This window comes from Deltaproteobacteria bacterium (assembly GCA_029210625.1).
Classification (GTDB): domain Bacteria; phylum Myxococcota; class Myxococcia; order SLRQ01; family SLRQ01; genus JARGFU01.
This window is the reverse complement of record JARGFU010000020.1, coordinates 58,923-85,672: the sequence shown is the minus strand read 5'-3', so window position 1 is coordinate 85,672 and position 26,750 is coordinate 58,923. Positions and strand designations below refer to the sequence as shown.

The 26,750-nt window shown below is 66.0% G+C and carries 29 protein-coding genes and 5 tRNA genes; 33 read left to right on the top strand and 1 reads right to left on the bottom strand.

All coding sequences use genetic code 11. The features are described from left to right. Nucleotides 1-167 precede the first annotated feature (167 nt). Nucleotides 168-1,292 (bottom strand): diacylglycerol kinase family protein, encoded by a 1,125-nt coding sequence (locus P1V51_18465; protein MDF1565029.1) that lies wholly within the window; start codon nt 1,290-1,292, stop codon nt 168-170. A 287-nt stretch (nt 1,293-1,579) separates the two neighbouring features. Here P1V51_18465 and P1V51_18460 point away from each other — a divergent pair, with 287 nt between their 5' ends. The 33 genes from P1V51_18460 (at nt 1,580) to rplX (ending at nt 26,727) form a co-directional block, all read left to right on the top strand. After that, entirely contained in the window at nt 1,580-2,038 is a 459-nt protein-coding gene (locus P1V51_18460; GenBank protein ID MDF1565028.1) for a hypothetical protein, read from the top strand. Between the two features lie 22 nt (nt 2,039-2,060). After that, nucleotides 2,061-2,831 carry a 23S rRNA (guanosine(2251)-2'-O)-methyltransferase RlmB gene (gene rlmB, locus P1V51_18455; GenBank protein MDF1565027.1) on the top strand — a complete coding sequence of 257 codons (771 nt, stop codon included), beginning with the start codon at nt 2,061-2,063 and terminating at the stop codon, nt 2,829-2,831. A gap of 135 nt (nt 2,832-2,966) precedes the next feature. Beyond that, nucleotides 2,967-3,042, top strand: a tRNA-Thr gene (locus P1V51_18450). Nucleotides 3,043-3,075: 33 nt separating this feature from the next. After that, nucleotides 3,076-3,158 (top strand) — tRNA-Tyr (locus P1V51_18445). 22 nt (nt 3,159-3,180) lie between these two features. Next, nucleotides 3,181-3,256 (top strand) — tRNA-Gly (locus tag P1V51_18440). Nucleotides 3,257-3,296: 40 nt separating this feature from the next. Then, nucleotides 3,297-3,372: transfer RNA gene (locus P1V51_18435), tRNA-Thr, on the top strand. A gap of 68 nt (nt 3,373-3,440) precedes the next feature. Beyond that, the gene (gene tuf / locus P1V51_18430) at nt 3,441-4,631 is read left to right on the top strand and encodes an elongation factor Tu (GenBank protein MDF1565026.1); all 1,191 of its coding nucleotides are present in this window, start codon (nt 3,441-3,443) and stop codon (nt 4,629-4,631) included. 24 nt (nt 4,632-4,655) lie between these two features. Beyond that, nucleotides 4,656-4,817 (top strand): 50S ribosomal protein L33, encoded by a 162-nt coding sequence (gene rpmG, locus P1V51_18425; protein ID MDF1565025.1) that lies wholly within the window; start codon nt 4,656-4,658, stop codon nt 4,815-4,817. Between the two features lie 17 nt (nt 4,818-4,834). Further along, a tRNA-Trp gene (locus P1V51_18420) sits at nt 4,835-4,911 on the top strand. Between the two features lie 77 nt (nt 4,912-4,988). Then, nucleotides 4,989-5,369, top strand: a complete 381-nt coding sequence (gene secE / locus P1V51_18415; protein ID MDF1565024.1) for a preprotein translocase subunit SecE — start codon at nt 4,989-4,991, stop codon at nt 5,367-5,369. A gap of 52 nt (nt 5,370-5,421) precedes the next feature. Next, nucleotides 5,422-5,958, top strand: coding sequence for a transcription termination/antitermination protein NusG (gene nusG / locus P1V51_18410; protein ID MDF1565023.1), 537 nt, complete (start codon nt 5,422-5,424; stop codon nt 5,956-5,958). Between the two features lie 75 nt (nt 5,959-6,033). Next, nucleotides 6,034-6,462, top strand: coding sequence for a 50S ribosomal protein L11 (rplK, locus tag P1V51_18405; protein ID MDF1565022.1), 429 nt, complete (start codon nt 6,034-6,036; stop codon nt 6,460-6,462). Nucleotides 6,463-6,562: 100 nt separating this feature from the next. Next, nucleotides 6,563-7,258: a 50S ribosomal protein L1 gene (rplA, locus tag P1V51_18400; GenBank protein ID MDF1565021.1), complete on the top strand. Its 696-nt coding sequence runs from the start codon at nt 6,563-6,565 to the stop codon at nt 7,256-7,258. Between the two features lie 320 nt (nt 7,259-7,578). Then, nucleotides 7,579-8,106, top strand: coding sequence for a 50S ribosomal protein L10 (gene rplJ, locus P1V51_18395; protein MDF1565020.1), 528 nt, complete (start codon nt 7,579-7,581; stop codon nt 8,104-8,106). Between the two features lie 93 nt (nt 8,107-8,199). Continuing rightward, on the top strand, nt 8,200-8,571 hold the full coding sequence (gene rplL, locus P1V51_18390) for a 50S ribosomal protein L7/L12 (GenBank protein ID MDF1565019.1): 372 nt from the start codon (nt 8,200-8,202) through the stop codon (nt 8,569-8,571). A gap of 110 nt (nt 8,572-8,681) precedes the next feature. Further along, the gene (gene rpoB / locus P1V51_18385) at nt 8,682-12,872 is read left to right on the top strand and encodes a DNA-directed RNA polymerase subunit beta (protein MDF1565018.1); all 4,191 of its coding nucleotides are present in this window, start codon (nt 8,682-8,684) and stop codon (nt 12,870-12,872) included. A gap of 52 nt (nt 12,873-12,924) precedes the next feature. Further along, nucleotides 12,925-17,064 (top strand): DNA-directed RNA polymerase subunit beta', encoded by a 4,140-nt coding sequence (gene rpoC, locus P1V51_18380; GenBank protein MDF1565017.1) that lies wholly within the window; start codon nt 12,925-12,927, stop codon nt 17,062-17,064. A gap of 213 nt (nt 17,065-17,277) precedes the next feature. Then, nucleotides 17,278-17,649 carry a 30S ribosomal protein S12 gene (rpsL, locus tag P1V51_18375; GenBank protein MDF1565016.1) on the top strand — a complete coding sequence of 124 codons (372 nt, stop codon included), beginning with the start codon at nt 17,278-17,280 and terminating at the stop codon, nt 17,647-17,649. A 14-nt stretch (nt 17,650-17,663) separates the two neighbouring features. Continuing rightward, nucleotides 17,664-18,134: a 30S ribosomal protein S7 gene (gene rpsG / locus P1V51_18370; GenBank protein ID MDF1565015.1), complete on the top strand. Its 471-nt coding sequence runs from the start codon at nt 17,664-17,666 to the stop codon at nt 18,132-18,134. 159 nt (nt 18,135-18,293) lie between these two features. Further along, nucleotides 18,294-20,375 (top strand): elongation factor G, encoded by a 2,082-nt coding sequence (gene fusA, locus P1V51_18365; protein MDF1565014.1) that lies wholly within the window; start codon nt 18,294-18,296, stop codon nt 20,373-20,375. Between the two features lie 40 nt (nt 20,376-20,415). Beyond that, complete coding sequence (gene tuf, locus P1V51_18360) at nt 20,416-21,606, top strand: elongation factor Tu (protein ID MDF1565013.1); 1,191 nt, start codon at nt 20,416-20,418, stop codon at nt 21,604-21,606. 46 nt (nt 21,607-21,652) lie between these two features. Further along, on the top strand, nt 21,653-21,958 hold the full coding sequence (gene rpsJ / locus P1V51_18355) for a 30S ribosomal protein S10 (GenBank protein ID MDF1565012.1): 306 nt from the start codon (nt 21,653-21,655) through the stop codon (nt 21,956-21,958). 18 nt (nt 21,959-21,976) lie between these two features. Then, nucleotides 21,977-22,597, top strand: coding sequence for a 50S ribosomal protein L4 (gene rplD, locus P1V51_18350; GenBank protein MDF1565011.1), 621 nt, complete (start codon nt 21,977-21,979; stop codon nt 22,595-22,597). Further along, the gene (locus P1V51_18345; protein MDF1565010.1) at nt 22,594-22,896 is read left to right on the top strand and encodes a 50S ribosomal protein L23; all 303 of its coding nucleotides are present in this window, start codon (nt 22,594-22,596) and stop codon (nt 22,894-22,896) included. The genes rplD and P1V51_18345 overlap by 4 nt, the downstream gene beginning before the upstream one ends. A gap of 24 nt (nt 22,897-22,920) precedes the next feature. Beyond that, nucleotides 22,921-23,751 carry a 50S ribosomal protein L2 gene (rplB, locus tag P1V51_18340; GenBank protein MDF1565009.1) on the top strand — a complete coding sequence of 277 codons (831 nt, stop codon included), beginning with the start codon at nt 22,921-22,923 and terminating at the stop codon, nt 23,749-23,751. Nucleotides 23,752-23,769: 18 nt separating this feature from the next. Next, on the top strand, nt 23,770-24,045 hold the full coding sequence (rpsS, locus tag P1V51_18335; GenBank protein MDF1565008.1) for a 30S ribosomal protein S19: 276 nt from the start codon (nt 23,770-23,772) through the stop codon (nt 24,043-24,045). A gap of 11 nt (nt 24,046-24,056) precedes the next feature. Beyond that, the gene (gene rplV, locus P1V51_18330) at nt 24,057-24,398 is read left to right on the top strand and encodes a 50S ribosomal protein L22 (GenBank protein ID MDF1565007.1); all 342 of its coding nucleotides are present in this window, start codon (nt 24,057-24,059) and stop codon (nt 24,396-24,398) included. A gap of 19 nt (nt 24,399-24,417) precedes the next feature. Continuing rightward, nucleotides 24,418-25,086, top strand: coding sequence for a 30S ribosomal protein S3 (gene rpsC / locus P1V51_18325; GenBank protein ID MDF1565006.1), 669 nt, complete (start codon nt 24,418-24,420; stop codon nt 25,084-25,086). Between the two features lie 35 nt (nt 25,087-25,121). Then, on the top strand, nt 25,122-25,541 hold the full coding sequence (gene rplP / locus P1V51_18320; protein MDF1565005.1) for a 50S ribosomal protein L16: 420 nt from the start codon (nt 25,122-25,124) through the stop codon (nt 25,539-25,541). Continuing rightward, the gene (gene rpmC / locus P1V51_18315) at nt 25,542-25,736 is read left to right on the top strand and encodes a 50S ribosomal protein L29 (GenBank protein MDF1565004.1); all 195 of its coding nucleotides are present in this window, start codon (nt 25,542-25,544) and stop codon (nt 25,734-25,736) included. Beyond that, a complete protein-coding gene (gene rpsQ, locus P1V51_18310) occupies nt 25,733-25,996 on the top strand; it encodes a 30S ribosomal protein S17 (GenBank protein ID MDF1565003.1) in 264 nt (87 codons plus the stop codon). Before rpmC ends, rpsQ begins: the two co-directional genes overlap by 4 nt. Nucleotides 25,997-26,032: 36 nt before the next feature. Then, a complete protein-coding gene (gene rplN, locus P1V51_18305; protein ID MDF1565002.1) occupies nt 26,033-26,401 on the top strand; it encodes a 50S ribosomal protein L14 in 369 nt (122 codons plus the stop codon). Beyond that, a complete protein-coding gene (gene rplX, locus P1V51_18300) occupies nt 26,401-26,727 on the top strand; it encodes a 50S ribosomal protein L24 (GenBank protein MDF1565001.1) in 327 nt (108 codons plus the stop codon). The genes rplN and rplX overlap by 1 nt, the downstream gene beginning before the upstream one ends. The last annotated feature ends 23 nt before the right edge of the window (nt 26,728-26,750 follow it).

Below are 26,750 nucleotides of genomic sequence, written 5' to 3'. Positions count from 1 at the left end.
GCTGTCCCGCCAGCCCTGCGCGTCGCCGCCGATCTGGAAGGGCATCTTCGCGTCGATCGTAGCGGGGGGAGCACCGCTCCCCCCGAACCCCCCAGAGCGAGCGAGAGCGTCCAGAGGACCGCTGAGCTTCGCCGGCTGGGCGCCGCCTCCGCTCGCTGCTGCCCGGTCTAGGCGGTGAGCTGGGGCCGGGAGAAGTCGAGGAGCTCGGCGGGCTGATCGGCCACGCCGAACTCGACGCTGTCCCGCCAGCCCTGCGCGTCGCCGCCGATCTGGAAGGGCATCTTCGCGTCGCTGCGGATGGACACGGAGGTGACCATGTAGTCGCGGACGGTGGGGGCGTTGTAGATGCCGCGCCAGATCGCCGGGAGGTTCCACAGCGCCGAGGGCACGCTGATGTCCGCGACCCGCAGCTGCATCCGGCCGGGCATGCAGTCGGCGGCCGGGAAGATCTTGAAGTCCAGCCCGTAGTAGGGGCAGGTGCCCACCGAGGCGATCCGCGCCGGGCCGCGGTAGATCACCGCGCCGTGGGGGACGGGCGCGCCGATCTGCTCGCCGCGGGTGTTCACCGGGATGGCGTCGTCGCCGGTGTTCACGATCTCGAGCTCGGGCATGCTGCGCAGCAGGGCCTCGGGCACCGAGAGGGCGCCCACCGAGAGGAGGTAGCCCAGGAGGCCCTCCCCCAGGAACTTCAGGGGGCCCATGCCCAGGATCTTCTTCCAGCGGATGTAGTTGTTGAGGATCAGGGCATCGAGGCCCACCCCGGAGAAGGGGGCGTAGGTACCCTCGACCTGCACCAGATCCATCCGGCGGGTGGCCTCGAGGCGGCCGGCCCGGGCCCGGAGGATGTCGCTCTGCACGCCCGCGCCGCGCAGGGTGCCCGCGCCGGTGTAGCCGGCGATGGCGTTGCCCGTGCCCAGGCGCAGGGCGCCCATCCGCGGCATCGGGGCGGCCTGAAGGGCGACCAGGGCGCCGCCGGGGCCGCGCGTGGTGGCCGCGCCGCAGCCCCGGACCTCCTGCATGGCGTTGTAGAAGCCGACGAAGGTGCCGTCACCGCCGCCGGTGAGGACCGTGTCGTAGCCGCGGCCGATGACCTCGCTGGCGATCTGCCGGGCCTCACCGAAGGTGTGGGAGAGGAAGAGGTCCCGGGAGGGGACCACCTCGGAGATGGCGCGGACCACCCGCGGGTTCACGGCCCGGGCGTTCGCGTTCAGGAGGACGGCCACCTGGGGGGTGGGGGTCCGGCCCGAGCGGGAGCGGGGGGGGAGAACCGAGACGGTGGACGTGCGTGCCATGCAGGAGACCTCCGTTGACCTGATGACGCAGTGAGCAAAGGTCGGACCAGATCTGGGCTGAACATGAAAGAAAATGTTCAACCTGATTTCAGCCACTTGAGTCCATAGGTCGGTCGTCGGGGTGCGTAGCGGCCGTTCCACCTCTGGACAGGGTGCGAAAAGGCCTTCGCACCTCCCTCCCGGGGCCCGGAAGCGCCGAATATTCACCGGCTTGCCGCGTCCGGAGGGGAGGGATAAACATCAGCGCTCCCTCTGCGCCGGAACCCGAGCCCGAAAGAGCCAACGCGATGCCTGGATACCCCCGAGTCGGCCGCCTCTTCCTCTGCCTCGTCACCCTGGTCGCGGCCTGCGCCAGCCAGGCCGAGGCGCCGGCCGAGACCTGGACCGACCGGATGGGGGTCGAGGTCCGGACCGTGGAGAAGGGGGAGGGTGAGGCCGGCGAGCTGCAGGTCGTCCTCGCGCCCAAGGAGGGCTGGTCCATCAACACCGCCTATCCGGGGGTGAAGGTGGAGCTGGCCGAGTCGGTCCCCGCCGAGAAGCGGGTGCTCAAGAAGGACGACGGCGCCTTCGAGGGCGAGAAGCCCGGCGACAAGGCGGACCGGCTGGTGCTCTCCACCCGCCTCTCCGGCCCGGCGCCGGCCAAGGTCGAGGGCAGCTACAAGGCCGTGATCTGCACCAAGGCCAGCTGCTCGCCTCCCTTCACCGGCACCTTCTCCCTCGCGCCGGCCGGCGCCAAGGCCGAGTAGCGCTCCCCGACGCCTCGAACCCTTGTCGCGCCCCCGCACCATCCACGGGCTCCGTCCCGTCCTCGAGCTGCTCCGCACCCGCCCGGCGACGGTGGAGGCCATCGTCACCAGCCGCGACCTGCGGCGGGAGGGCACCTCGGGGGATCTCCTGACCCTGGCCCGCAAGCGCCGGGTGGAGGTCCGCCACGTCAGCCGGCGGGAGGTCGACGACCTGGCCGGCGATCGAGGCCACCAGGGGGTGGTCGCGATCCTCCACGAGGAGACCCTGCCCCAGGTCGAGGATCCCCTCGAGCTGGTCGCGGCCGCCCGGGCCGAGGGGAGGGACCCCCTGCTGGTGCTCCTCGACGGGATCCAGGATCCCGGCAACCTCGGGGCCCTGATCCGCTCCGCCTGGGCCCTGGGGGCCGACGGGGTGATCCTGCCCAAGGACCGGGCCTCCCCCCTGACCCCCGTGGCCGTGAAGGCCAGCGCGGGCGCGGCCCTCTCCTGTCCGGTGGTGACGGTCACCAACCTGGCCCGCACCATCGAGCAGCTCGAGAAGGAGGGGGTCTGGGCGGTGGCGGCCGATCTCTCGGATGAGGCGGTCGACCTCCCCGACGCCCGCCTCGACGGACCCCTGGCCGTGGTCGTCGGCGCCGAGGGCAAGGGGCTGCGCCGCCTGGTCCGGGAGCGCTGCTCTCAGTGGGTGAAGATCCCTATGGCGAGGGACTTCCAGAGCTTCAACGCCTCCGTCGCGGGGGCCTTGATCCTCTACGAGGCCTGGAGGCAGCGGCGGGCGATCTCGAAAAAGTGATCGACCATCTGCTTGACAGCTTCTCTTCGCCTCCCTATTAAGGGCCGCTTCCATCTCGCCGCCGATCTGCGGCGGTGGCCCGGGACTCAATTTTGCAGCAAGTAATAGCGAGGCGGCGCAACACGGAACTCACCCGCTGGCGTAGCTCAGTTGGTAGAGCAGCTGACTTGTAATCAGCAGGTCGTGGGTTCGACTCCCTCCGCCAGCTCCAAACGAAAGACTCGCATCCTGAAGAAGCACCTCCGGAGGGGTACCCAAGCGGCCAAAGGGATCAGACTGTAAATCTGACGTCGTACGACTTCGATGGTTCGAATCCATCCCCCTCCACAAGCAGTTCCAAACCGAATAAGCGGGAATAGCTCAGCTGGTAGAGCTCTAGCCTTCCAAGCTAGATGTCGCGGGTTCGAGTCCCGTTTCCCGCTCCAGTGAGCCTCCCGGTCATCGGGATCACGAACAAAAGAATCAGCCCTTGTAGCTCAGTCGGCAGAGCGCGTCCTTGGTAAGGACGAGGTCACCAGTTCAAATCTGGTCGAGGGCTCCAAATTTTCAACCATCCAAAGCCACCGTGGCGAGACAGCACGCCGCGGTGGCCAACTTTTCGGAGAAGCCATGAGCAAGCAGAAGTTCGAGCGCACCAAGCCGCACGTGAACATCGGCACCATCGGGCACGTGGATCATGGAAAGACCACCCTGACCGCCGCGATCACCAAGGTGCTGGCGACCAAGGGCGGTGCCGAGTTCACCGCCTTCGATCAGATCGACAAGGCTCCCGAGGAGAAGGCGCGCGGCATCACCATCGCCACCGCCCACGTCGAGTACCAGACCGAGTCGCGGCACTACGCGCACGTCGACTGCCCGGGGCACGCCGACTACGTGAAGAACATGATCACCGGCGCCGCGCAGATGGACGGCGCGATCCTGGTCGTGTCCGCGGCCGACGGCCCGATGCCCCAGACCCGTGAGCACATCCTGCTGGCCCGTCAGGTCGGCGTGCCTCGGATCGTGGTCTACATGAACAAGGTCGACATGGTCGACGATCCCGAGCTCCTCGACCTCGTCGAGCTCGAGGTCCGCGAGCTGCTCTCCAACTACGAGTTCCCGGGCGACGACATCCCGATCGTGCGCGGCTCGGCCCTCAAGGCCCTCGACGGCGAGGACAGCGAGATCGCCTCCGGCTCGATCGACGCGCTGATGGAGGCCGTCGACACCTACGTGCCGACCCCCGAGCGCGACGTCGACAAGCCCTTCCTGATGCCCATCGAGGACGTCTTCTCCATCTCGGGCCGCGGCACGGTCGTGACCGGCCGTATCGAGCGTGGCGCGATCCACGTCGGCGACGAGATCGAGATCGTCGGCATCAAGGAGACCAGCAAGACGACCTGCACCGGCGTCGAGATGTTCCGCAAGCTCCTCGACGAGGGCCAGGCGGGCGACAACATCGGCGCGCTGCTGCGTGGCGTGAAGCGGGACGAGGTCGAGCGTGGCCAGGTGCTGGCCAAGCCCGGCTCCATCACCCCGCACACGAAGTTCAAGGCCAAGGTCTACGTGCTGGCGAAGGAGGAGGGTGGTCGTCACACTCCCTTCTTCAACGGCTATCGTCCGCAGTTCTACTTCCGCACCACGGACGTGACCGGCATGGTGACCCTCCCCGAGGGCACCGAGATGGTCATGCCGGGCGACAACGTCCAGATGGACGTCCAGCTGATCACGCCGATCGCGATGGAGAAGGAACTCCGCTTCGCGATTCGCGAGGGCGGTCGGACGGTCGGCGCCGGTGTGGTGACCGACATCATCGAGTAGTAGAGCAGTTCAAGGAGTAGGATCATGCCCAAGGGCAACCGGACCATCGTTACGCTCGAGTGCACGACGTGCCGCGAGCGTAACTACGTCACCACGAAGAACAAGCGACGGACCCCAGACAAGCTGGAGTTCTCCAAGTACTGCCCCCGGTGCCGCAAGCACCAGGCGCACAAGGAGACGAAGTAGCGCTCTGGGACGTCTCCAGGCCAGTAGCTCCAAGTGGTAGAGCGGCGGTCTCCAAAACCGCATGTTGGGGGTTCGAGTCCCTCCTGGCCTGCCATTTTATTTCCGATACGGAGCGAGGCTCGGAGCCGATCGGTCGATCGCTCGAGGTGAACCATGACCAACTTGCGTATCGTGGTGATTTCCTACTTCGCCTTTGCGGTTCTGGGCGGCCTCTTCTTCGAAGATGTCCTCCAGATCCTCTTCGGCAAGATCGGACTCACCGACAAGCAGCTCCTGGGTGAGTCCTGGACGCTGTCGACCGCCATCGGCTTCGTGCTCGGCTTCGGCTGCGTGCTCTACGCGTGGGTCCGCAAGGACATCCGCGACGCCGCGATCGAGGTCGCCCAGGAGATGCGCAAGGTGACCTGGCCGTCGATGGCGGAGACCCGCGTCTCCACCATCGCGGTGATCGTGGTCTCCTTCGTGATCGCAGTCTTCCTCGGGATCTTCGATTTCGGCTGGGCCGAGATCACCAAGCAGATCTACGAGGTGCCCCGTTATCTGGGCAGCTAGCGGCCGTTCGGGGGCGGAGTAAGCACCGATGTCGGAGACGGGAAGCGACGTTATGAGCGAGAAGAAGTGGTACGTGGTCCATACCTATTCGGGCTACGAGAACAAGGCCAAGAAGTCGCTCGAGGAGCGGATCGTCGCCGAAGGTCTCGAGGAGCACTTCGAAGAGGTCCTGATCCCGATGGAGAACGTCGTGGAGATGGTCCGCGGCGAGCGGCGCACCAGTCGGCGCAAGTTCTTCCCCGGCTACATGCTGGTGAAGATGGAGCTCAACGATCGCACCTGGCACTGCGTGAAGAACACGCCCCGGGTCACCGGCTTCGTCGGCAACGCCAAGCAGCCGCCCCCGGTGCCCGAGTTCGAGGTCCGGCGGATTATCGGCCAGATCTCCGAGGGTGAGGAGGCCCCCAAGCCCAAGCGCCTCTACGACGTCGGCGACCGGGTGCGGGTGGTCGACGGTCCCTTCAGCGGCTTCGAGGGCTCGGTCGAGGACGTCCGGGCCGACAAGGGCAAGCTGAAGGTCCTCCTCTCCATGTTCGGCCGGGACACCCCGGTCGAACTCGATTTCATTCAAGTCGAAAAGGCCTCCTAAAGGGCCCCTATCAGCCAGTAGCGGGGGAGGCCGTCCTCGAGTCGGCCGCTCGAACCCCGAAGGAGTCAAAGAGCCATGAAGAAGATCATCGGTCAGATCAAGCTGCAGTGCCCGGCGGGCAAGGCCAACCCCTCTCCCCCGGTCGGGCCCGCGCTCGGTCAGCACGGCGTGAACATCATGGAGTTCTGCAAGCAGTTCAACGCCAAGACCCAGAAGCAGGCCGCCGAGGGGCACATCATCCCCGTCGTGATCACGGTCTACGCGGATCGCAGCTTCAGCTTCATCACCAAGACCCCGCCCGCCTCGCGGCTGCTCCTCAAGGCCGCCAAGATCGAGAAGGGCGCTCACGATCCCCTGCGGGAGCGCGTGGCCACGGTCACCCGCGCCCAGGTCGAGGAGATCGCGAAGATGAAGGAGCCCGACCTCACCGCCGCCGATCTCGACGCGGCCGTCCGGACGATCTCCGGTACGGCGCGGTCGATGGGTATCGAGGTCACCGACTAGTCCCCGGCGCCCCCGCTCTCGGGGACGCCACTGTTCATTTCCCTGGCGGGAGAGCCGGACGAAAGCCGACTCGTACGCACCGCTCGAAGGAGAACCAATCATGCCCGGTAAGAAGCACAAGGCCGCAGTTTCCAAGGTCGATCGGAACCTGCGTTACTCCCTGGCCGACGCCATCAAGATCCTCAAGGACGCCCACCACACCAAGTTCGACGAGACCGTCGAGCTCTCGGTGAACCTCGGCGTCGATCCCCGCCACGCCGACCAGATGGTCCGGGGCGCGGTCGTCCTCCCCAACGGCACCGGCAAGTCGGTGCGCGTGGCCGTCTTCGCCAAGGGCGAGAAGGCCAAGGAGGCCGAGGAGGCCGGCGCCGACGTCGTGGGCGCCGACGATCTGGCCGAGAAGGTCCAGGGCGGCTGGCTCGAGTTCGACAAGGCCATCGCCACCCCGGACATGATGGCCGTGGTCGGCAAGCTCGGCCGGGTCCTCGGTCCCCGCGGTCTGATGCCCAACCCGAAGGTCGGCACCGTGACCATGGACGTCGAGAAGGCGGTCAAGGAGGCCAAGGCGGGCAAGATCGAGTTCCGGGTCGAGAAGGCCGGCATCGTGCACGCCCCGGTCGGCAAGCTCTCCTTCGCGGAAAAGGCCCTCGAGGAGAACATCCAGACCCTCATGGAGACCGTGATCAAGCACAAGCCGCCGGCCGCCAAGGGCAACTACCTCCAGAAGGCCTCCCTGAGCTCCACCATGGGGCCGGGCGTGCCGCTGGATCTACAGGAGTACAAGGTCAACGCCTGATCCCAGGCGCTGTTTCGAGTCGTAATCCGCACAGTTCAATAGTCCTGGTCGAAGACGACGCGGTCGCCCTGCTCGTGGGAGGGGGCGTGAAAGGTGAGACCCCATCTCACCGCCGGTCCAGACGAGGGCTTCGAGGTGGCCGTCGCACACGCCCCCCTCGGGCCTCTCGGCCAGGGGGGCCTGGAAGGAAGATGCGAGGCTGCCCACATCGAGATGCGGGCAACACCGTTTCCCCTGAAAGGGCCCACGCCGGATCCGATGCCGTGATTCACGAGCGAAAGGGAGGATCCGAGCCCACAGGGGAAAGGAGGTGAAAGCGAATGGAGAGACACGTCAAAGAGCAGATGGTCGCCGAGCTGAACCAGAAGTTCGCTTCTGCAGAGGCTATGCTGGCCGTTGGATTCACCCGCATCGACGTCGACACCATCACTGCGCTGCGCAAGCAGTTCCGTGACAGCGGCGTCGAGTACCGGGTGGTCAAGAACACGCTCGCCCGTCTGGCCGCCAAGGGCACGCCCGCCGAGGAGATCGTAGATCACTTCGTCGGTCCGACCGCCATGGTGTTCGGCTACGACGACGTCGTTGCCCCGGCCAAGATCGTCCACGAGTTCCTCAAGGAAAAGGCCAACAAGGACAAGATCGACGTCCGTGGCGGTGTGGTGCAGGGCAAGAGGATCGATGCCGCACAGGTCGAGGCGCTGGCGAAGATGCCAGGGCTCCCCGAGCTGCGCAGTCAGCTTCTCGCGCTGTTCAACACGCCGGCGACGACGCTGGTTCGTCTGCTCAACACGCCTGGGCAGCAGATCGCTCAGGTGATCAAGGCAAAGACCGAGAAGGAGGAGGCCTGAACAGGCCCCCTTCGACCAACCTTTTCAAGCAAGTCATACGCCGCGCCCTCGCAGAGTCGATGAGCACGGCAAAATTCAAGAAGGAGTATCGAAGTGGCAGATCTCAACGCTATCGCGGACAACCTGTCTGAGCTCACGGTCATGGAGGCCGCCGAGCTGGTGAAGCTTCTCGAGGAGAAGTGGGGCGTCTCCGCCGCGGCTCCCGTGGCCATCGCGGCCGCCGCCGCTGGCCCCGCCGAGGCCGCCGAGGAGCAGACCGAGTTCGACGTCATCCTGAAGGACGCGGGCGCCAAGAAGATCAACGTGATCAAGGAGGTGCGCGCGCTGACCGGACTGGGCCTCAAGGAGGCCAAGGACCTCGTCGAGTCCGCTCCCGCCCCCATCAAGGAGGGCGTGAGCAAGGAGGAGGCCGAGGACGTCAAGAAGAAGATCGAGGCGGCCGGCGCCGCTGTCGAGATCAAGTAGCACCGATTTGCGGATTCGGGCGGCCGGTCCACCCTCCGGGGTGGGCCAGCCGTCCCGTCCGTCTTTTGTAGTAGCCGCCCCCCTCCCTCATTACGGAAGAGGCCCCGGTCATGGCGACGACGATTCAGAGCAACTACCGGACGCGCAAGGGATTCTCCAAGATCCCCGGCGTCATCCAGCTTCCCAACCTGATCGACATCCAGCGTCGGTCCTACGAGAAGTTCCTCCAGGCGGAGGTTCCCGCCGATCAGCGGGAAGACGTTGGGCTGCAGGGCGTCTTCAAGAGCGTCTTCCCCATCCGGGACTTCAACGAGACCAGCTCCCTGGAGTTCGTCTCCTACCACCTCGACAAGCCGAAGTACGACGTCGACGAGTGCCTGCAGCGGGGTATGACCTTCGCTGCGCCGATGCGCGTCATCGTCCGGCTGGTCGTCTGGGACAAGGACGAGGAGACCGGGGCCCAGTCCATCCGCGACGTCAAGGAGCAGGAGGTCTACTTCGGTGAGATCCCGCTCATGACCGAGCACGGGACCTTCATCATCAACGGCACGGAGCGGGTCGTCGTCTCCCAGCTCCACCGCTCTCCCGGCGCCTTCTTCGATCACGACAAGGGCCGGACCCACGCCTCGGGCAAGCTGCTCCACAGCGCCCGGGTGATCCCCTACCGGGGCTCGTGGCTCGACTTCGAGTTCGACCACAAGGACATCCTCCACGTGCGCATCGATCGCCGGCGCAAGCTGCCGGTGACCACCCTCCTGCGGGCCCTCGGCGGTGTCCCCGACACCTCCAAGAACCCGATGGAGTGGGAGGGCACGACCCAGGAGATCCTCAACTACTTCTACAACTCCGAGACCATCCACCTCGTCGGCAAGTCCCGCTTCGAGAAGGACCTGCACCCCGATCTCATCAAGGGGCAGCGCGCCACCCGGGACATCACGCACCCGAAGACCGGCGAGATCCTCGTCCGCAAGAACCGCAAGTACTCCACCGGCGCCATCCGGAAGCTGGAGGCGGCCAACATCAACCGCCTGCCCGTCGAGGCCGAGGAGCTGTGGACCAAGGTCGCGGCCGCGGACATCGTCGACGAGGAGACCGGTGAGATCCTCCTCGAGTGCAACGACCAGGTCACCGAGGAGCGCGTCGAGGTCCTCTGGGAGAAGGGCATCCGCGGCATCGAGGTGCTCTACATCGACAACCTCAACGTGGGTCCCTTCCTTCGCGACACCCTGGTCCTCGACAAGATCGAGACGACCGAGGACGCGATCATGGAGATCTACCGGCGCCTGCGCCCCGGTGATCCGCCCACCGTCGAGACGGCGACCAACCTCTTCATCAACCTCTTCTTCAACCCGGACCGCTACGACCTCTCGAAGGTCGGCCGCCTGAAGCTGAACTACAAGTTCGGCTCCGAGGAGCCCCTGACCTTCACCATCCTGTCCAAGCGGGACATCCTCGAGGTCATCAAGTACCTCGTTGGGCTGAAGAACGGCGAGGGGCAGATCGACGACATCGATCACCTCGGCAACCGGCGCGTCCGGGCCGTGGGCGAGCTCCTCGAGAACCAGTACCGCATCGGGCTGGTGCGCATGGAGCGGGCGATCAAGGAGCGGATGTCGCTCCAGGAGATCGAGACCCTCATGCCGCACGACCTGATCAACGCCAAGCCCGTGACGGCGGTGATCAAGGAGTTCTTCGGCTCCTCGCAGCTCTCGCAGTTCATGGACCAGACCAACCCCCTCTCCGAGGTCACCCACAAGCGGCGGCTCTCGGCCCTGGGGCCCGGTGGTCTGACCCGCGAGCGCGCCGGCTTCGAGGTGCGAGACGTGCACCCGACCCACTACGGCCGGATCTGCCCGATCGAGACGCCGGAAGGTCCGAACATCGGCCTCATCGCCTCGCTCTCGTCCTACGCGCGGGTGAACGACTACGGCTTCGTCGAGACCCCCTACCGCAAGGTCGAGGACGGCCGCGCCACCGAGGAGGTGGTCTACCTCTCCGCCCTCGAGGAGGAGAAGCAGGTCATCGCCCAGGCGAACGCCAAGCTCGACAGCAAGGGCCGCTTCGAGGCGACGCTGGTCTCCGCGCGGAAGGGTGACGACTTCACCCAGCTGCGCCCCGAGGAGATCACCCTCATGGACGTCTCCCCGAACCAGCTGGTGTCGGTGGCGGCCTCCCTGGTGCCCTTCCTCGAGAACGACGACGCGAACCGCGCCCTGATGGGCTCGAACATGCAGCGTCAGGCCGTGCCCCTGATCCGCACCGCCGCCCCGCTCGTGGGCACCGGCGTGGAGAAGAAGGTCGCCCAGGACTCGGGCGTCACCGTGGTCGCCAAGCGGGCGGGCACCGTGGTCTCGGTCGACGCCGGCCGGGTCGTGATCAAGGCCGACGTGCCGCCGTCCTCCACGGACGTCGCCGCCGAGGTCGATATCTACAACCTGATCAAGTACCAGCGGTCGAACCAGAACACCTGCATCAACCAGAAGCCCATCGTCCGGAAGGGCGAGCGGGTGGAGGCCGGTGAGGTGGTCGCGGACGGCCCCGCCACCGAGAGCGGTGAGCTGGCCCTGGGTCAGAACGTGGTCGTCGCCTTCATGCCCTGGCACGGCTACAACTTCGAGGACTCGATCCTCCTCTCCGAGCGCCTGGTGAAGGAGGACGTCTACACCTCCGTGCACATCGAGGAGCTCGAGTGCGTCGCCCGGGACACCAAGCTCGGCAAGGAGGAGATCACCCGCGACATCCCGAACGTCGGTGAGGAGGCCCTCAAGGACCTCGACGAGGCCGGCATCGTGCGGATCGGCGCCGAGGTGAAGAGCGGCGAGATCCTCGTCGGGAAGATCACCCCCAAGGGCGAGACCCAGCTCTCTCCCGAGGAGAAGCTGCTGCGAGCCATCTTCGGCGAGAAGGCCGGCGACGTGCGGGACAGCTCCCTGCGGGTTCCCCCCGGCGTCTCCGGCACCGTCATCGGCGCCAAGGTCTTCTCCCGCAAGGGCGTCGAGAAGGACGAGCGGGCCCGCGCCATCGAGTCCGCCGAGGAGGCCAAGCTCCTCAAGGACCAGACCGCGGAGATCCGCATCCTGCGCGAGAACGCCCTCGGGAAGCTCAAGAAGCTCCTCAAGGGTGCCACCGTCGCGGCTCGCCTGGTCGACGATCAGGGCAAGACGATCGTCAAGAAGGGCGACGAGATCGACGAGAACGCGCTCACCGAGATTCCGGAGAAGTACTGGCCGGAGATCAGCGTCTCCGACGAGAAGGTCGAGCAGCGGGTCCGCGCCGTCGTGAGCAGCTACACGGAGCAGCGCGAGAACATCAAGCTCCTCTTCGGCGAGAAGATCTCCCGCCTGAAGAAGGGTGACGAGCTGCCTCCGGGCGTCATCAAGATGGTGAAGGTCTTCGTCGCCATCAAGCGGCGCATCGCCGTCGGCGACAAGATGGCCGGCCGTCACGGCAACAAGGGCGTCATCTCGCGGATCCTCCCCATCGAGGACCTGCCCTACCTCGAGGACGGCACCCCGGTGGACATCGTTCTCAACCCCCTGGGCGTGCCCTCCCGGATGAACATCGGTCAGATCCTCGAGACCCACCTGGGGTGGGCGGCCAAGCAGCTCGGCCGGCAGATCGAGGACATGCTCGAGGCCTCCTTCGACGCCGCGGCGATGAAGAAGAAGCTCAAGCGCATCTACGACACCAAGTCGATGCAGGACCTGATCGACGACCTGTCGGACACCGACCTCAAGCGCCTGGCCGTCAAGCTCTCGAAGGGCGTCCACACGGCGACCTCGGTCTTCGACGGCGCCAACGAGGACGAGATCACCGCGCTGCTCGAGGAGGCCGGTCAGGCCGCCAACGGCAAGTCGGTGCTCTTCGACGGCCGCACCGGCGAGGCCTTCTCCAGCGACGTCACCGTGGGCGTGATGTACATGCTCAAGCTCCACCACCTGGTGGACGAGAAGATCCACGCCCGCTCCATCGGTCCCTACTCCCTGGTCACCCAGCAGCCGCTGGGCGGCAAGGCCCAGTTCGGCGGTCAGCGTCTGGGTGAGATGGAGGTCTGGGCGATGGAGGCCTACGGTGCCGCGTACAGCCTCCAGGAGTTCCTCACGGTGAAGTCCGACGACGTCGTCGGCCGGACCCGGATGTACGAGGGCATCGTGAAGGGCGACAACACCCTCGAGTGTGGTCTCCCCGAAGGCTTCAACGTGCTGGTGAAGGAGCTGCAGGCTCTGGCGCTCGACTTCGAGCTCCTCGAGGAGTCTCAGCTGCCCACCCAGACCGCACTCGAAGCGCGCCAGAGCGCCTAGTGGCGTCCCGACGACTTTCCTCTCTTTCTAAAAAGAAGAACCGAGGCTCGCAGTGAAGGACATCTTCAACTTTTTCGAGAAGCCGAAGGACCCGCTGGCGTTCTCCGCCATCCGCATCACCCTCGCCTCGCCGGAGAAGATCCGGCAGTGGTCGCACGGTGAGGTGAAGAAGCCGGAGACCATCAACTACCGGACCTTCAAGCCCGAGCGAGAGGGTCTCTTCTGCGCGAAGATCTTCGGCCCCGTGAAGGACTACGAGTGCAACTGCGGCAAGTACAAGCGCATGAAGCACCGCGGCGTGGTCTGCGAGAAGTGCGGCGTCGAGGTCATCCAGTCCAAGGTTCGCCGGGAGCGGATGGGGCACATCAGCCTCGCCACCCCCGTGGCCCACATCTGGTTCCTCAAGTCGCTGCCCTCCCGGATCGGGAACATGCTGGACATCACCCTTAAGGACCTCGAGCGGGTCCTCTACTGTGAGTCCTACATCGTCCTCGACCCGCGCAGCACGCCCCTGAAGAAGGGCGAGCTGCTCAACGAGGAGCAGTACTACCGGGCCATCGAGGAGTACGGCTACGACTCCTTCGACGCCGGCATGGGCGGCGAAGCCGTGCGGGAGCTCCTGCGCGACATCGACATCCCGGCCCTGGCCGACGAGCTCCGGATCGAGCTCAAGGAGACCGGCTCCGAGGCCAAGCGCAAGAAGCTCGGCAAGCGGCTGAAGGTCGTGACCTCCTTCATCGAGTCGGGGAACCGGCCCGAGTGGATGATGCTCGACGTCGTCCCGATCATCCCGCCCGATCTGCGCCCCCTGGTGCCCCTCGACGGTGGCCGCTTCGCGACCTCGGATCTCAACGATCTCTACCGTCGCGTGATCAACCGGAACAACCGGCTCAAGCGGCTCAAGGAGCTGAACGCCCCTGACATCATCATCCGCAACGAGAAGCGGATGCTGCAGGAGGCGGTCGACGCCCTCTTCGACAACGGCCGCCGCGGCAAGACCATCACCGGTCCCAACCGCCGCCCGCTCAAGTCCCTCTCGGACATGCTCAAGGGCAAGCACGGCCGCTTCCGCCAGAACCTCCTCGGCAAGCGCGTCGACTACTCCGGCCGTTCGGTCATCGTGGTCGGCCCCGAGCTGAAGCTGCACCAGTGCGGCCTGCCGAAGGTGATGGCCCTCGAGCTCTTCAAGCCCTTCATCTACAACAAGCTCGAGGAGCAGGGTTACGTCACCACGATCAAGAGCGCCAAGAAGCTCGTCGAGAAGGAGCGCAAGGAGGTCTGGGACATCCTGGACGAGGTGATCCGGGAGCACCCGGTCCTGCTCAACCGCGCCCCGACCCTGCACCGCCTCGGCATGCAGGCCTTCGAGCCCGTGCTCATCGAGGGCAAGGCGATCCGGCTGCACCCGCTGGTCTGCACCGCCTACAACGCCGACTTCGACGGCGACCAGATGGCGGTCCACGTGCCGCTCTCGATCGAGGCCCAGCTCGAGGCTCGGGTCCTCATGATGTCGACCAACAACATCCTTAGCCCGGCGAGCGGCAAGCCGATCATCGTCCCCACCCAGGACATCGTCCTGGGCTGCTACTGGATGACCCGGACCCGCGCCTTCGCCAAGGGTGAGGGCAAGACCTTCGCCTCTCCCGCCGAGCTGCGGGCCGCCTACGACCACGGCGAGGTCGAGCTCCAGGCCAAGGTCACCTGCCGGATCCGGGGCAAGCGCTTCGAGACCTCGGTCGGCCGCGTGATCCTCTCCGAGATCGTGCCGCTGGAGGTCGACTTCTCCGAGTACGTGAACAAGGTGATGGACAAGAAGGCCCTCGGGACCCTCATCGACGTCACCTACCGACTCTGCGGTGAGAAGGCGACCGTCCTCCTGGCCGACCGGCTGCGGACCCTGGGCTACACCTACGCGACCCGGGCCGGCATCTCGATCGGCATCAAGGACATGGTCGTCCCCGACGCCAAGGCCGAGCGCCTGGCCGCGGCCCAGGCCGAGGTCGAGGACATCACCGACCAGTACCAGGACGGCCTGATCACCGACGGCGAGCGCTACAACAAGGTGATCGACACCTGGGCGCAGGCCACGGACGAGATCGCCGAGTCGATGATGATCGGCATCAAGGAGGAGGACGTCACGGTGAACGGGAAGACCGTCCACCAGCAGTCCTTCAACCCGATCTTCATCATGGCCGACTCCGGTGCGCGAGGCAGCGCCCAGCAGATCCGCCAGCTGGCCGGCATGCGTGGCCTGATGGCCAAGCCCTCCGGCGAGATCATCGAGACGCCCATCACCTCCAACTTCCGGGAGGGCCTCTCGGTCCTGCAGTACTTCATCTCCACCCACGGCGCTCGAAAGGGCCTGGCGGACACCGCGCTGAAGACCGCGAACTCCGGCTACCTGACCCGCCGCCTGGTGGACGTGGCCCAGGACGCGATCATCTCCGAGACCGACTGCGGCACCCTCGACGGCATCACCATGACCGCGCTGATCGAGGCGGGCGAGGTCGTCGAGCCCCTGGCCGAGCGCATCCTCGGCCGGACCGCCCTCGAGGACATCCGCGACCCCTACACGGACGACGTGCTGGTCGAGGCCAACGAGGAGATCGACGAGGAGAAGGCGCAGATCATCATGGACGCCGGCATCGAGCACGTCGGCATCCGCAGCGTGCTCACCTGCCAGGCGGGCCGGGGCGTCTGCGTCGAGTGCTACGGGCGTGACCTCGCCCGTGGCCGGAAGGTCAGCCTCGGCGAGGCCATCGGCGTCATCGCGGCGCAGTCCATCGGCGAGCCGGGCACCCAGCTCACCATGCGGACCTTCCACATCGGCGGCGCCGCCAGCCGGCGGGCCGAGCAGTCGACCCTCGAGAGCCGGGGCGCCGGCACCGTGCGCTTCTCGGGCCTCACGGCCGTGACCCGCTCCGACGGCGCGCTCGTCGTCGTCAACCGGAACGGCGAGCTGGTCGTGGCGGACGCCGACGGCCGCGAGCGCGAGCGCTACGTGGTGGTCTACGGCGCGAAGCTCTCCGTGAAGGACGGCGAGGTCATCGAGGCCGGCACCCTGCTGGCCGAATGGGATCCCTTCGCCGTTCCGATCCTCACCGAGGTCGGCGGCAAGGTCGCCTTCAAGGACATCGTCGAGGGCGTGACCATGAAGGACGAGGTCGACGAGGTCACCGGCATCAACCGCCGCGTGATCATCGAGACCAAGGATCCCGACGTCCGGCCGATGGTCATGGTCGAGGGTGATGGCGGGCAGGTGCAGACCTGCTTCCTGCCCATCCACTCCAACCTCTCGGTGCAGAACGGGGGCACCGTCTCCCCCGGCGACGTCATCGCGCGAATCCCGCGTGAGACCACCAAGACCAAGGACATCACCGGTGGTCTGCCCCGGGTCGCCGAGCTCTTCGAGGCCCGCAAGCCCAAGGAGGCCGCGGTGATCTCGGAGATCGAGGGCACCGTGCAGTTCGGCGAGGACAAGAAGGGCAAGCGCCGCGTGCTGGTCGTGCCCGACGATCCCAAGGCCGAGACCCGCGAGTACCTCATCCAGAAGAGCAAGCACATCTCCATCCAGCCGGGCGATCGGGTCCGGGCCGGCGAGCCGCTCATGGACGGCGCCGCCAACCCGCACGACATCCTCGCGGTGCTCGGTGAGAAGGAGCTGGTCCGCTACCTCGTGGACGAGACCCAGGAGGTCTACCGGCTGCAGGGCGTGAAGATCAACGACAAGCACATCGAGGTGATCGTCCGGCAGATGCTCCGCCGGGTCCGCGTCACCGAGGTGGGCGACACGAACTTCCTCCTGGACGAGCACGTCGAGAAGTGGCGCTTCGACCAGGAGAACCAGCGTGTCCTCGACGAGAGCGGCCAGCCTGCCGTCGGTGAGCCCCTCCTCCTGGGGATCACCAAGGCCTCGCTCTCGACGGAGTCCTTCATCGCCGCGGCGGCCTTCCAGGAGACCACCAAGGTCCTCACCGAGGCCTCGATCTCCGGCCGGGTCGACTACCTGCGCGGCCTGAAGGAGAACGTGATCATGGGCCGCCTGGTCCCCGCCGGGACGGGCCTGCCCATCTACAAGAACGTCGATATCGAGGTCGAGACCCCGATCGACGAGGTCGAGGCGGCCGAGGACATCCTCGCCGCGGCCGAGGAGGCCAGCGCCGACCTGGTGCGTGAGGAGGCCACTCCCTAGGGAAGGCCTGAACTGTTTTTCAGGTGTTCTTCCGGGGTCGCCTTTTTTCTCGAGGGCGGCCCCGGTAGTTTCGCTTGACACTCTGAAGTTGGATCAGCTAAATAGCCGCTCCTTTTTGGATCGGTACCCGAAATCGTCCGGCCCACAAGCCAGAACGATTTCCTCTTTTTTGCTGTCCGAGGTTCGCCCTCGGACGGGATGTGGACTGAAACGATGCCTACGATCGAACAGCTCATTCGCAAGGGCCGCAGCCGCCTGAAGGCCAAGGAGAAGGCTCCGGCGCTCCAGAAGTGCCCGCAGAAGCGTGGCGTGTGCACCCGCGTGGTCACCACCACCCCCAAGAAGCCCAACTCGGCCCTCCGGAAGGTGGCTCGTGTTCGGCTGACCACCGGCATCGAGGTCACCTCCTACATCCCGGGTGAGGGCCACAACCTCCAGGAGCACTCCGTGGTGCTCATCCGTGGCGGTCGTGTGAAGGATCTCCCCGGCGTCCGCTACCACATCGTTCGCGGCACCCTCGACGCGGTCGGCGTCCAGGATCGCCGCCAGGGCCGGTCGAAGTACGGCGCGAAGAAGCCCAACTAGGTTCGGAGTAAGCAATGCCTCGTCGTCGCGAAGTTCCCAAGCGCCCGGTCGATCCCGATCCCAAGTTCGGCGATCGCCTGGTGGCCAAGTTCATCCGTTCGCTCATGCTGGACGGCAAGAAGTCCGTGGCGGAGCGCATCTGCTACGACGCCTTCGACATCATGGTGCGCAAGAGCGGCGAGGAGCCCCTGCGCACCTTCAAGAAGGCGCTCGACAACGTGAAGCCCGTCGTCGAGGTGAAGTCCCGCCGCGTCGGTGGCGCCACCTACCAGGTCCCGGTCGAGGTTCGCCCCGATCGCCGCGTGGCCCTGGCCATGCGCTGGATCAACAGCTACGCCAAGGCCCGCGGTGAGCGGACCATGGCTGACCGCCTGGCGGCCGAGCTCCTCGACGCCGCCGCCAACCGCGGTGCCGCCGTGAAGAAGCGTGAGGACACGCATCGCATGGCGGAGGCCAACAAGGCCTTCTCGCATTATCGCTGGTAACCAAGGAGTCGAAGTCGTATCAAGGGCCCCTGCTGGCCCAACGTCTCCTTCCGGAGACGCCGTTCTCTAACAACAGGATGTCGCTCTCGGCCTGCAGCCGAGGCCCCGCGTGCGGGGTCGAAGGCGAGCAGCCCACCGTCTCTTCCGAGGAAATCCGTCGTGCCCCGCCTGTACCCACTCCAGAGAGTTCGCAACATCGGCATCATGGCCCACATCGATGCCGGGAAGACGACGACGACTGAGCGTATCCTGTACTACACCGGCGTCTCGCATAAGATCGGTGAGGTCCATGAGGGCACGGCCACCATGGACTGGATGGAGCAGGAGCAGGAGCGTGGCATCACGATCACCTCCGCTGCGACCACCTGCTTCTGGAAAGACCACCGGATCAACATCATCGACACCCCGGGGCACGTCGACTTCACCATCGAGGTGGAGCGCTCCCTGAAGATCCTCGATGGTGCCGTGGCCGTCTTCTGCGCCGTCGGCGGCGTGGAGCCCCAGTCCGAGACCGTCTGGCGCCAGGCCGACCGGTACAAGGTTCCGCGGATCGCCTTCGTCAACAAGATGGACCGCATCGGCGCCGAGTTCGATCGGGTCGTCTCCGAGATCGAGAAGCGCCTCGACGCTCACCCGGTGCCGATCCAGCTGCCGATCGGGTCCGAGGACAAGTACCGGGGCCACATCGACCTCGTGGAGATGAAGGCCGTCCTCTTCGACGACGAGTCCCTCGGGGCGAAGTACCACGTCGAGGACATCCCGGCGGACCTCCAGGACGAGGCCGACATGGGCCGTGAGCGGCTCCTCGAGTCGGTCGCCGAGTTCGACGATCACCTCCTCGAGGACTACCTCGAGGGCAAGGAGCTCGACACGGCGCAGATCAAGAAGGCGCTCCACAAGGCCACCGTGGCCATCAAGATCGTGCCGGTCCTCTGCGGCACCGCCTTCAAGAACAAGGGCGTGCAGCCCCTCCTCGACGCCGTCGTGGAGTACCTCCCCTCGCCGGTCGAGGTCCCCGCCATCCGGGGCCTGAACGAGAAGGGCGAGGAGGTCGAGCGGCCCGCCGACGACGACGCCCCCTTCGCGGCGCTGGCGTTCAAGATCATGACCGACCCCTACGTCGGTCAGCTGACCTTCCTGCGGGTCTACTCGGGCACGCTCGAGGCCGGCAGCCACGTGTACAACTCCGTGAAGGGCCGCAAGGAGCGCCTCGGGCGCCTCCTGCGCATGCACGCCAACAAGCGGGAAGACCTCGATCAGTGCTACGCCGGCGACATCGTCGCCGCCGTGGGCCTCCGGGGCACCACCACTGGCGACACCCTCTCGCTGGCCAACGACCCGGTCGTCCTCGAGAAGATGGAGTTCCCGGATCCGGTCATCGACATCGCGATCGAGCCGAAGACCAAGGCCGACCAGGAGAAGCTCGGCGTCGCCCTGCAGAAGCTGGCCGTCGAGGATCCCTCCTTCCGCGTCCGCACGGACGAGGAGACCGGCCAGACCCTGATCGCCGGCATGGGCGAGCTCCACCTCGAGATCATCGTCGACCGCCTCCAGCGCGAGTTCAAGGTCGGCGCCAACGTGGGTAAGCCCCAGGTGGCCTACCGCGAGACGATCACCCGCGAGGTCGAGTCCGAGGGCCGCTTCGTCCGCCAGTCCGGCGGCCGGGGCCAGTACGGGCACGTCCGGCTCCGCCTCCGGCCCCGCCAGCCCGGCGAGGGCTTCGAGTTCGTCAACGGCATCGTCGGCGGCGTGGTCCCCAAGGAGTACATCCCGGCGGTCAAGAAGGGCGTCGAAGAGGCCCTGCAGGCCGGCCCCCTCGCGGGCTACCCCATGGTCGACGTCGAGGTCGAGCTCTACGACGGCAGCTACCACGACGTGGACTCCTCCGAGATGGCCTTCAAGGTCGCGGGATCCATGGGTTTCAAGGCCGGCACCCAGAAGGCCCGCCCGGTGCTCCTCGAGCCCGTGATGGCCACCGAGGTCGTCACCCCCGAGGAGTTCATGGGCGACGTCATCGGCGACATCAACTCCCGGCGGGGCCGGATCCAGGGCATGGATCCCCGGGGTTCCGTCCAGGTGATCCGGGCCATGGTGCCCCTGGCGGCCATGTTCGGGTACGCCACCGACCTGCGGTCCACCACCCAGGGGCGGGCCACCTACACCATGCAGTTCGACCACTACGAAGAAGTCCCCAAGAGCGTGAGTGACGAGATCATTGCGCGAGTCCGCGGGACAGGCTAAAGGTCCGCCCTTTCGCGCGGTTCCCATTCAGGAGAGAGAGATGGCCAAGCAGAAGTTCGAGCGCAACAAGCCGCACGTGAACATCGGAACGATCGGTCACGTGGATCACGGCAAGACCACCCTGACCGCCGCGATCACCAAGGTGCTGGCGACCAAGGGCGGCGCCGAGTTCACCGCCTTCGATCAGATCGACAAGGCTCCCGAGGAGAAGGCGCGCGGCATCACCATCGCCACCGCCCACGTCGAGTACCAGACCGAGTCGCGGCACTACGCGCACGTCGACTGCCCGGGGCACGCCGACTACGTGAAGAACATGATCACCGGCGCCGCGCAGATGGACGGCGCGATCCTGGTCGTGTCCGCGGCCGACGGCCCGATGCCCCAGACCCGTGAGCACATCCTGCTGGCCCGTCAGGTCGGCGTGCCTCGGATCGTGGTCTACATGAACAAGGTCGACATGGTCGACGATCCCGAGCTCCTCGACCTCGTCGAGCTCGAGGTCCGCGAGCTGCTCTCCAACTACGAGTTCCCGGGCGACGACATCCCGATCGTGCGCGGCTCGGCCCTCAAGGCCCTCGACGGCGAGGACAGCGAGATCGCCTCCGGCTCGATCGACGCGCTGATGGAGGCCGTCGACACCTACGTGCCGACCCCCGAGCGCGACGTCGACAAGCCCTTCCTGATGCCCATCGAGGACGTCTTCTCCATCTCGGGCCGCGGCACGGTCGTGACCGGCCGTATCGAGCGTGGCGCGATCCACGTCGGCGACGAGATCGAGATCGTCGGCATCAAGGAGACCAGCAAGACGACCTGCACCGGCGTCGAGATGTTCCGCAAGCTCCTCGACGAGGGCCAGGCGGGCGACAACATCGGCGCGCTGCTGCGTGGCGTGAAGCGGGACGAGGTCGAGCGTGGCCAGGTGCTGGCCAAGCCCGGCTCCATCACCCCGCACACGAAGTTCAAGGCCAAGGTCTACGTGCTGGCGAAGGAGGAGGGTGGTCGTCACACTCCCTTCTTCAACGGCTATCGTCCGCAGTTCTACTTCCGCACCACGGACGTGACCGGCATGGTGACCCTCCCCGAGGGCACCGAGATGGTCATGCCGGGCGACAACGTCCAGATGGACGTCCAGCTGATCACGCCGATCGCGATGGAGAAGGAACTCCGCTTCGCGATTCGCGAGGGCGGTCGGACGGTCGGCGCCGGTGTGGTGACCGAGATCCTCGAGTAGGGCGAAGGTTTCGCTTCACTCAATCATCCCTGAAGTCGGGGTTTAGCTGATGGCACAGAAGATTCGAATTCGGCTCAAGGCCTACGATCACAAGCTGCTCGACCAGTCGGCCGGCGAGATCGCAGAGACGGCCAAGAAGACGGGAGCGAGGGTGGCTGGTCCCATCCCCCTGCCGACCAAGATCAACCGCTGGACCGTTCTTCGGTCTCCTCACATCGACAAGAAGAGTCGTGAACAGTTCGAGATCCGGACTCACAAGCGGCTCCTCGACATCCATGAGCCTACCCAGCAGACGCTCGACGCGTTGATGAAGCTGGACCTGGCCGCGGGCGTCGACGTCGAGATCAAGTAGCGAGCGAGGTACACAGCGATGGCAACGTTCGACGTGAAAGACCAGTCCGGTAAGAAGGTGTCCACCATCGAGCTGGATGACGCCGTCTTCGCCGCCCGGGTGAACGAGAACCTCTTCTACGAGGTGATCAAGTGGCAGCACGCCAAGGCCCGGCAGGGGACGCATTCCGTGAAGAACCGCTCCAAGGTGAGCGGCGGCGGCGCCAAGCCCTACCGCCAGAAGGGGACCGGCCGCGCCCGTCAGGGTTCGACCCGCGCCTCCCAGTGGGTCGGTGGCGGCCGGGCCATGCGGCCGAAGCCTCACGGCTACGGCTATGCCCTGCCGAAGAAGGTGCGTAAGGGCGCCCTCCGCTCCGCGGTCTCTCTCCGCGCCAAGGAGGGGATGCTCTTCATCATCGACAACCTCGAGCTCGAGGCGATCAAGACCAAGAGCGCGGCGCAGATGCTCGGCGGCCTGGGCCTTCGCAAGGCGCTCATCGTCGAGGGGCGAGAGAACGACAACCTGCAGAAGTCGGTGCGGAACCTCTCCTCCTTCCAGGTCCTGCCCCCCGAGGGCATGAACGTCCGCGACATCCTGCGGCACGAGGCCCTGGTCCTGACCACCGCTTCGGCGAAGGCGATCGAGGAGGCACTCCAGTGAGGCTCGACACCTACCAGATCGTGAAGCGTCCGCTTCTCACCGAGAAGCACGACCTCCAGCGCGAGACCGAGAACGCCTACGCGTTCGAGGTCGACCGCCGGGCCAACAAGATCCAGATCAAGGACGCCATCGAGAAGCTCTTCGATGTGAAGGTGACCGGCGTTCGTACTCTGGTGGTGCGCGGCAAGCCGAAGCGGATGGGTTTCCACTTCGGTCAGCGGGCCACCTGGAAGAAGGCCATCGTCACGCTGCGTGAGGGCGACGAGATCGATCTCATCGAGGGCGGCACCCCGGCCTAGGCCAGGGGTTTCAAGGAGCTAGTCATGGCACTGAAAAAGTACAAGCCGAGGACGCCGGGGCGTCGCCTGATGACCAGTCAGGACTTCTCCACCCTCTCGGGGGACAAGCCGGAGAAGAGCCTCACCGTTGCCAAGAAGCGCAAGGCCGGCCGCAACCAGCGGGGCCGGATCACCACCCGTCACCGCGGTGGCGGCCACAAGCAGCGCTACCGGATCATCGACTTCAAGCGGAACAAGCTCGATGTCCCCGGGCGGGTCGCGACGATCGAGTACGATCCGAACCGCTCGACCCGGATCGCCCTCGTCGTCTACGCCGACGGCGAGAAGCGCTACATGCTCGCTCCGGTGGGCCTCGAGGTCGGTCAGGCCGTCCTCTCGGCCGATCGCGCGGACGTGAAGCCCGGGAACTGCCTGCCCCTGCGGAACATCCCCCTGGGCACCCAGATCCACAACATCGAGCTCAAGCCGGGCAAGGGCGGTCAGATCGTCCGGACCGCCGGCGGCGTCGCCCAGCTCCTCGCCAAGGAGGGCAGCTACGCCATGGTGCGCCTGCCCTCTCACGAGGTTCGCCGGGTGCTCCTCACCTGCCGGGCCAGCATCGGTCAGCTCTCCAATCCGCTCCACAACCTGGTGCGGATCGGTAAGGCCGGCCGGACTCGCTGGAGCGGCCGTCGTCCCCACGTCCGCGGTTGCGTGATGAACCCCGTCGATCACCCCCACGGTGGTGGTGAGGGTCGGGCCGGGCAGGGCAACCCCCATCCCGTGTCCCCCTGGGGTATGCCGACCAAGGGTTACAAGACTCGTCGGAACAAGCGGACCGGCAAGTACATCGTCAAGCGCCGCGGCAAGAAGTAGGTCGCGGGAGGAATTATTATGGCGCGTTCAATCAAGAAGGGCCCCTTCGTCGACGACCATCTGGTGAAGAAGGTCGAGACGCTCAACAAGTCGAACGAGAAGAAGGTCGTGAAGACCTGGTCTCGTCGTTCGACCGTCTTGCCCGAGTTCGTGGGTCACACCTTCGCGGTCCACAACGGCCGCAAGTTCATCCCCGTGTTCGTCACGGAGAACATGGTCGGCCACAAGCTCGGCGAGTTCGCCCCCACCCGTACCTTCGGTGGCCACGCGGCCGACCGAAAGGCGAAGAAGTAGGAGAATCGCCGATGCAAGCCACAGCGAAACTGCGGAACCTGCGCATGGCCCCCCGGAAGGTGCGTCTCCTGGCCGACATGGTCCGGGGCAAGCCGGTCGGCGCCGCGCTCTCCGAGCTTCAGTTCAGCCAGAAGCGGGCCGCCAAGCCGGTCGCGAAGCTCATCCAGAGCGCCGTGGCCAACGCGACTCAGGCCGACCCGAACGTCGACGTGGATCGCCTGGTGATCAGCAAGATCGCCGTCGACGGTGGTCCCATCGCCTGGAAGATCATGCCTCGGGCCATGGGCCGGGCTTACTGGATTTCGAAGCGCAGCAGCCACGTGACCGTCGTCGTCGACGACCAGGCTCGCTAGCCCAAAAGAGGATTTTCGAATGGGTCAGAAAGTACATCCGATGGGGTTCCGCCTCGGCGTGATCCGCACCTGGTCGTCTCGCTGGTACGAGGAGAAGAACTACGCCAAGTGGCTCCACGAGGATCTGAAGATCCGGGATCACGTGCGGAAGTCTCTCGGTCACGCGGGTATCTCCCGGGTCGACATCGAGCGGGCCGCCAACAAGGTGAAGGTCAACGTGCACACCGCTCGGCCGGGCATCGTCATCGGCAAGCGGGGCGCGGGCGTCGAGCAGGTCAAGAAGGAGCTGCAGGGCCTGACCGAGAGCGAGGTCTACCTGAACATCATCGAGGTCCGTAAGGCCGAGGTCGATGCGCAGCTGGTGGCCGAGAACATCGCGACGCAGCTCGAGCGGCGCATCGCGTTCCGCCGGGCCATGAAGAAGGCCCTCGGCACCTGCACCAAGTTCGGCGCCAAGGGCGTCCGGATCGCGTGCTCGGGTCGCCTGGGTGGCTCCGACATGGGCCGCTACGAGTGGTACCGCGAGGGGCGGGTGCCCCTGCACACCCTGCGGGCGGACATCGAGTATGGCTTCACCGAGGCGAAGACCAAGCAGGGTCGCATCGGGGTGAAGGTCTGGATCTTCAAGGGCGAGGTGCTGCCCAAGGGTGCGATCGCGCCCGCGCCGCAGCCCCGCGCGCGCGCCTAGGCCGTTCGGCCTCGCGTCAGTAGCAGGAGAGAACAATGCTTCAGCCAGCAAGAACCAAGTGGCGTCGAATCCAGAAGGGCAAGATGCGGGGCAAGGCCTACCGGGGCTCCGATCTGTCCTTCGGTGACTACGGTCTGCAGGCCCTCGAGCCGGGTTGGATCACCGCCCGCCAGATCGAGGCGGCCCGTGTCGCCGTCACCCGTCACATCAAGCGGGGCGGCAAGGTCTGGATCCGGCTCTTCCCCGACAAGCCGATCACCAAGAAGCCCGCCGAGGTCCGGATGGGTAAGGGCAAGGGTGCCGTCGAAGGCTATGTGGCCGTCGTGAAGCCCGGGAAGATCCTGTACGAGGTCGAGCACCCCTCCGAGGAGCTCGTCGTCGAGGCGCTCCTCCTCGCGAAGCACAAGCTGCCCCTGCGCTGCAAGATCGTGAAGCGGAAGGATGAGGTGTTCTAGATGAAGACCGTCGAACTCAGAGATCTCAGCGTCGAAGAGCTCGCCACGCGCGAGTCCGAGCTGCGCCGCAAGCTCTTCGATCTCAAGGTCCGTCACAGCACCGCCGTGCTGGACTCGACGGCCGAGCTCCGGTCGCTCCGGCGCGACATCGCCCGGGTGAAGACCGTGCGTCGTGAAAAGGGAAGTGAGTCATGAAGAAGCGTGGACAGAAGAAGTCTCGCCTGGGCGTCGTGGTCAGCAACGCCATGGACAAGACGGTGACCGTCGAGGTGACCCGCCGGGTGAAGCACCCGATCTACGGGAAGTACCTCCAGCGGCGGAACCGTTTCCATGCGCATGATCCCGAGAACAGCTGCCAGGTCGGCGACAAGGTCCGGATCGTGGAGTCCCGCCCGCTCTCGAAGACGAAGCGTTGGCGCGTGGTGGAGACTCTCGAGAAGGCTCAGCAGGTCTGACGCACCAGCGTCCAGTTTGAAGAGCAGGAGTGGACGATGATCCAGGCAGAAACCATTTTGGATGTCGCTGATAACTCGGGTGCCAAGAAGCTCGTGTGCATCAAGGTTCTCGGCGGCAGCAAGCGCAAGTACGCGTCGGTGGGCGACATCATCGTCGTCTCCGTCCGTGAGGCCGCGCCGAACTCGAAGGTCAAGAAGGGCGATGTGGCGCGAGCCGTCATCGTGCGTACGGCCAAGGAGATCGGGCGCGCCGACGGTTCCTACATCAAGTTCGACGACAACTCGGCGGTGCTCATCAACAAGGACAGTGAGCCCCTGGGTACTCGTATTTTTGGGCCGGTGGCCCGCGAGCTGCGCGCCAAGCGCTTCATGCGGATCATCTCGCTGGCTCCGGAGGTGCTGTGATGCTGTCCGTTCACATCAAGACCGGCGACACCGTGAAGGTGCTCAGCGGGTCGGACAAGAACAAGACCGGCAAGGTCCTGGAGATCCTTCGGGACAAGGGCCGGGCGCGGGTCGAGGGCGTCCGCCTCGTGAAGCGTCACATGAAGAAGGGCCGCTCGGCCTCCGCCCCCGAAGGCGGAATCATCGAGTCCTGGGGTCCGATCGCGATCTCGAACCTGTCCGTCGTCTGCCCCAAGTGCAACGAGGCTACCCGCCTCGGCCGCGGTGAGAACAAGGACGGCAAGAAGGTCCGGATCTGCAAGAAGTGCAAAGAGCAGGTGGATTGATCATGGCGACCGAAAAGAAGCAG